The 7,472-nt window shown below is 73.9% G+C and carries 8 protein-coding genes; 6 read left to right on the top strand and 2 right to left on the bottom strand.

Features of this window, described 5'->3' with window-relative positions; translation table 11 throughout:
- The 6 genes from ACXJKL_RS09970 to ACXJKL_RS09945 form a co-directional block, all read left to right on the top strand.
- Nucleotides 1–858 (top strand): aminoglycoside phosphotransferase family protein (locus ACXJKL_RS09970; RefSeq protein WP_457206902.1); only part of this gene is annotated, 858 nt, incomplete at its 5' end.
- 48 nt (nt 859–906) lie between these two features.
- The gene (locus ACXJKL_RS09965; protein ID WP_457206901.1) at nt 907–1,860 is read left to right on the top strand and encodes an AAA family ATPase; all 954 of its coding nucleotides are present in this window, start codon (nt 907–909) and stop codon (nt 1,858–1,860) included.
- Complete coding sequence (locus ACXJKL_RS09960) at nt 1,860–3,008, top strand: vWA domain-containing protein (RefSeq protein WP_457206903.1); 1,149 nt, start codon at nt 1,860–1,862, stop codon at nt 3,006–3,008. The genes ACXJKL_RS09965 and ACXJKL_RS09960 overlap by 1 nt, the downstream gene beginning before the upstream one ends.
- Nucleotides 3,001–4,137 (top strand): XdhC family protein, encoded by a 1,137-nt coding sequence (locus ACXJKL_RS09955; RefSeq protein WP_457206900.1) that lies wholly within the window; start codon nt 3,001–3,003, stop codon nt 4,135–4,137. The genes ACXJKL_RS09960 and ACXJKL_RS09955 overlap by 8 nt, the downstream gene beginning before the upstream one ends.
- Nucleotides 4,138–4,261: 124 nt before the next feature.
- Nucleotides 4,262–5,494 (top strand): transcriptional regulator, encoded by a 1,233-nt coding sequence (locus ACXJKL_RS09950; protein ID WP_457206899.1) that lies wholly within the window; start codon nt 4,262–4,264, stop codon nt 5,492–5,494.
- Nucleotides 5,495–5,530: 36 nt separating this feature from the next.
- Nucleotides 5,531–6,118, top strand: a complete 588-nt coding sequence (locus tag ACXJKL_RS09945) for a hypothetical protein (RefSeq protein ID WP_457206898.1) — start codon at nt 5,531–5,533, stop codon at nt 6,116–6,118.
- 42 nt (nt 6,119–6,160) lie between these two features.
- Here ACXJKL_RS09945 and ACXJKL_RS09940 read toward each other — a convergent pair whose 3' ends face one another.
- Both ACXJKL_RS09940 and ACXJKL_RS09935 read right to left on the bottom strand, forming a co-directional pair.
- The gene (locus tag ACXJKL_RS09940; RefSeq protein WP_457206897.1) at nt 6,161–6,469 is read right to left on the bottom strand and encodes a GNAT family N-acetyltransferase; all 309 of its coding nucleotides are present in this window, start codon (nt 6,467–6,469) and stop codon (nt 6,161–6,163) included.
- Between the two features lie 414 nt (nt 6,470–6,883).
- Nucleotides 6,884–7,472, bottom strand: a 589-nt coding sequence (locus ACXJKL_RS09935; RefSeq protein ID WP_457206896.1) for a DUF222 domain-containing protein, incomplete at its 5' end; no start/stop codon positions are given.

Raw genomic sequence — 7,472 nt, 5'->3', positions numbered from 1 at the left:
GCGTGGCACCGGGCACTCCCGGCAGTGCTCGCCGACCTCGAGGAGCGGTGGGGCGTGCGGACGGGCGCGGCGCTGCCCGGCGGCAGCGCGTCGTACGTCTGCCGGGCCCGGACCCACGACGGCCAGGACCGGGTGGTCAAGGTCGGCGTGCCCGGCCACGACCTGGTCGCCGAGGCGCGGGTGCTGGAGGCGGCGCGGGGCCGGGGCTACGCCCGTCTGCACGGCCACGCCCCCGATCGCGACGCCGTGCTGCTGGAGGCCCTCGGGCCGGCGCTGGCGCAGACGCCGGGGCCGCCCGAGCGGGCCATCGGGCTGCTGGCCGACACCCTGCGCGAGGCCTGGCGGCTGCCGCTCGACGCCGTCCCTCCGGGCGAGGACAAGGCCCTCTCCCTGCGCGCGATGGTGCACGACCTCGACGAGCAGCTCGGGCGGCCCACGGACCGGCGGGTGCTGCACACCGCGCTGGAGCACGCCGACGCCCTCGCCGACCACGACCCGTCGACGACCGTGGTCCTGCACGGGGACGCCCATCCCGGCAACACCCTGCCGGTCACCTCACCGCGCGAGGGAGYGCCGGTGGGCCACGTGTTCGTCGACCCGGACGGCTTCCGTGGCGACCCGGCGTACGACGCGGGCGTGGTGCTCCGCGACTGGTGCTCGCACCTCACGGGACCGGACGCGCGGACAACGCTGGAGGGGTGGTGCGACCTCGTCRCCGAGCGCACCGGCACCGACCGCGACCGGGTGTGGGCCTGGGCGTTCCTCGAGCGGGTCTCGACGGGGCTCTACGTGACGTCGCTCGGCGCCGACCGGGTGGGACGCCCGTTCCTCGCGACCGCCGAGCACCTGCTGGGCTGAGCGGCGAGGCCAACGTCCGACCAACGTGGGGGTCGTAGCCTGACTGGCATGGACCCCGGCCTGAGCTCCGCCGCCCCCCTCGGCTCCGCTGTCGACATCAGCTCCGCCGTGGACATCGGCTCCGCCATCGACATCGGCTCCGCTGCGGACGTGACCGCGCGTCTCGGTGCCACGGGGTACCTCGCCGACGAGGAGCTCGCCACCATCGTGTTCCTCGCCGCCCGCATGCAGCGCCCGCTGCTCCTGGAGGGCGAGCCCGGGACGGGCAAGACCGCGCTCGCCGAGGCGCTCGCGGCCACCCTGGACCTGCCGCTCGTCCGGCTCCAGTGCTACGAGGGGATCGACGCCACGCAGGCGCTCTACGACTGGGACTTCCCGCGCCAGATCCTGCACCTGCGCGCCCTCGAGGCCGCCGGCGCCGGCAGCAGTGCGGAGGACGCCGAGAAGAGCCTGTACGACGAGCGCTTCCTGCTCGCCCGACCCGTCCTGGCCGCGCTCCAGCAGGCCCCCGCGGTGCTCCTCGTCGACGAGGTGGACCGCGCCGACGACGAGTTCGAGGCCTTCCTGCTCGAGGTGCTGTCCACCTGGCAGGTCACGATCCCCGAGCTCGGCACCGTCAGCGCCTCGACCCCGCCCTTCGTGGTGCTGACCTCCAACCGCACCCGCGAGCTGCACGACGCCCTCAAGCGCCGCTGCCTCTACCACTGGATCGACCACCCCGGCCTCGAGCGCGAGGTCGAGATCGTGCGGTCGCGGGCACCCGAGGTCTCCGAGACGCTCGCGCGCCAGGTCGTCACCGTCGTCCAGCAGCTGCGCGACCGCGACGACCTGCTCAAGCCGCCAGGGGTCGCGGAGACCCTCGACTGGGCGCGCGCCCTGCACCACCTCGGCACCACCGACCTCGACCTGGCGACGGCCGCGGCGACGTTGGGTGCGCTCGTGAAGTACCGCGAGGACGGCGAGCGGGTGCGCCAGGCGCTGGACCGGATGCTCGCGTCGTGATGTCGATCCTGCCGTCCCTCGGCCTCGACGCCGGCTCCGACGCCGGCCCCGAGGACGCGGTGCCGCTGCTGCTCGGCTTCACCCGGGCCCTGCGGGCGGCGGGCGTCCCCGTCACCCAGGACCGCTCCCACGTGTTCCTCGAGGCCACCTCCCTGGTCGGCCTCAACGACCGTCGCGCGACGTACTGGGCGGGACGCGCGACGCTCTGTGCCGGCCCCGACGACCTGGCCCGCTACGACCAGGTCTTCGAGGCCTGGTTCGACCCCCGCGGCGAGCTGCCGCGGCGGCGCGGGGACAGCGAACCCGCGGTGCCGCCCGCGGCGGCCCTGCCCAGCATCGACGCCCCGGGAGAGGGCGACGCCTCGGACGAGGAGGTGCTCCGCGCCAGGGCGACCACCGCCGACGTCCTGCGGCACCGCGACGTGGCCACCCTCGACGCCCTGGAGCGGCAGCGGCTCGCCGCGATGTTCGCGACCCTGCGGCCCACGGCGCCCATGCGTCGTACCGCCCGGCACGAGCGGTGGCACCGCGGCCGCCTCGACGCCTCGCGCACCCTGCGCGACTCGCTGCGCCGGATGGGGGAGCCCGGCGACCTGGCCTGGCGACGACGCCGGGTGCGACCCCGCCGCGTGGTGCTGCTGGTCGACGTCAGCGGCTCCATGAGCGCGTACGCCGACGCGCTGCTGCGCCTCTCCCACCGCTTCGTGAGCGCCCAACCGCGGGTGGAGGTCTTCACCCTCGGCACCCGCCTCACCCACGTCACCCGTGCGCTCCACCATCGCGATCCCGACCGGGCGCTGGTGGCGGCCGGCGAGGCCGTCCCCGACTGGTCGGGCGGCACCCGGCTGGGCGAGACGCTGCAGGTCTTCCTCGATCGCTGGGGCCAGCGCGGGATGGCCCGTGGCTCGGTCGTGGTGGTCTTCAGCGACGGCTGGGAGCGCGGCGACGCGGCCCTGCTCGGTGAGCAGATGGCCCGCCTGCACCGGATCGCGCACCGCGTCGTCTGGGTCAACCCGCACCGCGGCAAGGCCGGCTACGAGCCGGTCCAGGGCGGCATCGCGGCGGCCCTGCCACACTGCGACGACTTCGTGGCCGGCCACTCGCTGGCGGCCTTCGCCGAGCTCGTGGAGGTGGTCGGTCGTGCGTGACGTCCTGGGTGAGCTGATGGCCTGGTGGGAGGCCGGTGAGACCGTCGGCGTCGGCACCGTCGTCGCCACCTTCAGCTCCGCGCCCCGCCCCGCCGGCGCCTCGATGCTCGTCGGCCCGGACGGCTCGGCGGTGGGGTCGGTCTCCGGTGGCTGCGTCGAGGGCGCGGTCTACGAGCTCGGGCAGTCGGTCGTCGACTCGGGCGATCCGGTCCTCGAGCGGTACGGCGTGTCCGACGACGACGCCTTCGCCGTCGGCCTCACCTGCGGCGGGATCCTGGACGTGTACGTCGAGAAGGTGTCGCGCGAGACCTTCCCCGAGCTCGCCGGGATCGCCGCCGACATCGAGGTCGGACGCCCGGTCGCACTGGCCACCGTGATCGACCACCCCGACCCCGCCTGGCGGGGCCGCCGGATGGTCGTCCGCCCCGACCGGGACGCCGAGGGGTCGATCGGGTCGCTGCGCGCCGACGACGCGGTCCACGACGACGCCCTGGGCCTGCTCGCCGCCGGCAGCAACGCCACCCTCACCTACGGTCCCGACGGCGAGCGCCGCGGCGAAGGGATGCGAGTGTTCGTGTGGGGCTTCGCCCCCAAGCCTCGGATGCTCGTCTTCGGCGCCATCGACTTCGCGGCGGCGGTCGCCCGGGTCGGCTCGTTCCTGGGCTACCACGTCACGGTGTGCGACGCCCGACCCGTCTTCGCGACCACCAGCCGTTTCCCCGAGGCCGACGAGGTGGTCGTCGACTGGCCGCACCGCTACCTCGACGCCGAGGTCGAGGCCGGGCACGTCGATCGTCGTACCGTCCTGTGCGTCCTCACCCACGACCCCAAGTTCGACGTTCCGCTGCTCGAGGTCGCGCTGCGGCTGCCCGAGGTGGCGTACGTCGGCGCGATGGGCTCGCGGCGTACCCACGACGACCGGATGCAGCGGCTGCGCGACGCCGGGCTCAGCGACGAGGAGCTGGACCGGTTGAGCAGCCCGATCGGTCTCGACCTCGGCGCCCGCACCCCGGAGGAGACGGCCGTGTCCATCGCCGCCGAGATCGTGGCGCGGCAGTGGGGAGGCTCCGGACACCGTCTCGCCACCTCCAGCGGGCGTATCCACCAGGACCCCCACGTGCCCCGCTGACTCCGGCACTGCCGTGCTGACTCCGGCACTGCCGTGCTGACGTCGCCCCACTGCCGTGATGAGGCGGGTCGCGCTACCGTGACCACCGTCACACCCGACCAGCGCAGCACACGTGTGGGGGACCATGAGCTCAGACCGCGACCTACGGGACCGGCGGCTCGAGGCCGTCCAGGCGTGGACCTCCTTCGTCGAGCTCGGTGACGAGGCGGGCGACCGGGTGCGGCCCGAGATCCGCGACAGCTGGCAGCTCTCGACCGGCGCCGTCACGCCGCACCTCACCGAGGCGCCGCTGGCCGACGAGTCCGACACCGCGGCGTACTGGCGCAACTCGCCCCTGCAGACCGCGGTCGAGCGCGTTGAGGCCGAGTTGCGGCGGACCGCGGAGGACGGTGACCTGGTCATCGCGGTCACCGACGCGGAGACCCGCATCCTGTGGACGTACGGCGGGCGGGTCATGCGGCGCAAGGCCGAGACCGTGAACTTCGTGCCGGGCGGCCGGTGGGACGAGCGCAGCGTCGGCACCAACGCGCTGGCCATCGCGAGCCGCACCGGCGACCCGTCGATGGTGTTCAGCGCCGAGCACTACGCCTCGATCGTGCACAACTGGGTGTGCTGGGCCGCGCCGGTGCACGACCCGGTCAGCGGCGAGCAGCTCGGTGTCATCGACCTGTCGACCACGTGGGACCGCACCCACCCGATCGGGCTGGCCACCGCCCGCGTGATGGCGCGGCTCATCGAGACGGCGATGCCGACCGGGCGGCGTACCGGCCTCACCCCCGTCGCGCCGGCCGAGCCCGGCCTGACGCTCTCCCTGCTCGGCACTGCCGAGGCGTGGCTCGACGGGCGACGGCTGCTGCTCAACCGGCGCCAGACCGAGATCCTGGCGCTGCTCGCCATGCATCCTCAGGGGCTCTCGCTGGAGCACCTGCACTCCCTCGTGTACGGCGACTCCGCCGTCACCACCTCGACGCTGAAGGCCGAGGTGTCCCACCTGCGCTCGGCCCTCGGTGGCCAGCTCGCGTCCCGTCCCTACCGGCTGACCCTGCCGGTCGCGACCGACATCGACGAGGTGCAGGTGCTGCTGCGCCGCGGCGACGTGCGCGGTGCCGTGGCGGCGTACGGCGGCGACCTGCTGCCGGGCACCAACGCCCCGGCACTCGTCGAGATGGGCGACTTCCTGGCCGTCAGCATGCGCGAGGCGCTCCTGGCCCACCCCGACCCCGAGGCCGTGCTGCGCTACAGCGAGCTGGCGCCGTACGACACGCACGTCGTCGAGGTCTGCCTGGCCCGACTGGGACTCAGCGACCATCCCGCCAAGCCGCTGCTCCGTGGGCGGCTGGCCGTCGCGGAGCGCTGACCGGCCGTGTGGTGGGTGGGTTGATAGGAAGGGCGCATGCGCCTTCCCGTCCCCGGACCCCGTGACCTGCTCGCCGCGCTCGAGAAGGGTGCGGACCAGGTGGAGGCCCTCCTCGGGGCCGTGCCCCGGGTGCTGGCGCTGCTCGACGACGCCGAGCTCCTGCTCGTACGGGCGTCGTCGGCCGTCGATCAGGTCGAGGCGGTGACGCGTGACGCTGCCGGCGTGGTGGTGCACGCCGACGCCGTGGTCGACCGGGCCGAGGCGCTGGTGGCGCAGTCGGATCCGCTGGTCGCGAGGCTCGCCACCCTGCTCGACGCGCTCGAGCCGTCGCTCACGACGCTGCAGCCGACGCTGGAGACGCTGGCCGACACCACCAACCCCGATGAGGTCGCTGCCCTGGTCCGGCTCATCGACCACCTGCCGGAGCTGACCGAGCGGGTGGAGCGGGACGTGCTGCCGGTGATGACGACGCTGGGGACGGTGGCGCCCGACATCCATGACCTGCTCGCCGTGTCCCGGGAGCTCAACGACATGCTCGCCAAGCTCCCCGGCCTGGGACGGATCAAGCGCCGTATCGACGAGCAGCAGGGCGAGGACGACACCACCGCGACGGTGCGCGACTGACCTGCTCCGGGTCCTGCAGGACCGCCTCGCGGGCAGGGAGCGTCAGGACGTCTCCGCGCCGAACATCGAACGAGCCGCCGCCAGTCCGACGACCGTGACCTCGGGTCGTTCCCGTGCCTCCCACGTACGGCGCGTCAGCCGCAGCCGGTCCGACACCAGCACCTGGCCACCCCGAGCGTCGCGGGAGATGCCGTCGCCCTCGTAGCCCAGCGTGCGGGAGACGGCCTGGGACGCGTGGTTGTCCTGGAAGACCTCGCTGACCGCAGCCTCGGCCCCGATGTGGTCGAAGGCGAGCACGCCGGCCCGTGCCTCCGTGCCCAGCCCCCGCCGTGGTGGGGGAGCCCCAGCCACGACGACGGCGTCACCTCGCGCACCACCTGGAAGTCTTGCGCCCGCAGCGTGACGCGGCCGACCGGCCGGTCCTCGAGGAAGATCGCGAGCCCCAGGCTCCAGGACCGGATGTCCCACGAGCCCAGCGCTCCCCAGTGCTGCTGGAGGACGAAGCGTGCCCTGTCCTCGGCGTTGCCCTCGGTCCACGGGGTGAGGAAGGGCCGTTCGTGCGGTTCGTGGACTCCCTCGGCCGCGACTCCTGCCAGCTCGGCGACCTCCTCGTCGCGTGGGAGCCGGAGGCGGAGGCGTGGTGTCTCGATGGTCAGCGCGAACAGGGGCCAGGCGTCAGCGAGCACGGCGGCAGCCTTCCACGCCGTGCTGTTGGTACGCCACGGAGTTCTGGCCGGACCGACCGGGTGGTCATGGCCGCCGGTCCTACCTGCGGCGGTGGAAGCGGAGGTCTCCGTTGGGGAGTCGGTCGTGGAGGTAGCGGTCGTCGTGGGCSCGRTGGTGGTGATGGGAGCASAGRAGKACGCCGTCGGCGAGGTCGGTCTTGCCGCCCTGGGACCAGGGGGTCAGGTGGTGGGCTTCGCACCAGGCAGCAGGGATCTCACAGCCCTCGGTCCGGCAGCCACCGTCGCGCAGGCCCATCGCCCTGCGCTGCGCGGTGTCGTAGAGCCGCTTCGCCCGTCCCTGGTCGAGGACCTCCGACTTGCCGCCGAGGACGGCGGGGACGAGCTTGGCCGTGCACGCCAGCCGGCGGGCGTCGGCGGCGGTGATCCGGTCACCGGTGCTGGTGGTCGCGACCCCGAGACCACGCATCAGCGCGTCGAAGTCCATCGTCACCACCACGGTGGTCGCGGTCCCGCCGTGGACGGGCAGCTTCGTCGGGTCGAGGTGCTCGAGCAGTGAGCAGAACGCATGGCCGAGGCGGGTGGAGTAGGGCACGGACGAGGACGCGTCGGCCCCGCCGGTGCCGCCCCCAGTCCCGTCTGCCTTGCGGGGATTGGTCCAGGCGTGGAGG

It is taken from the genome of Nocardioides sp. P5_C9_2, assembly GCF_054049555.1.
Note: the sequence above shows the minus strand (reverse complement) of the source record. Positions and strands in the feature narration are given on the sequence as shown.

Excerpts from the sequence above, each read along its gene's own strand:
- ACXJKL_RS09960 (WP_457206903.1), top strand. The coding sequence starts at position 1,860 with ATGTCGATCCTGCCGTCCCTCGGCCTCGACGCCGGCTCCGACGCCGGC.
- ACXJKL_RS09965 (WP_457206901.1), top strand. The coding sequence starts at position 907 with ATGGACCCCGGCCTGAGCTCCGCCGCCCCCCTCGGCTCCGCTGTCGAC.
- ACXJKL_RS09950 (WP_457206899.1), top strand. The coding sequence starts at position 4,262 with ATGAGCTCAGACCGCGACCTACGGGACCGGCGGCTCGAGGCCGTCCAG.
- ACXJKL_RS09945 (WP_457206898.1), top strand. The coding sequence starts at position 5,531 with ATGCGCCTTCCCGTCCCCGGACCCCGTGACCTGCTCGCCGCGCTCGAG.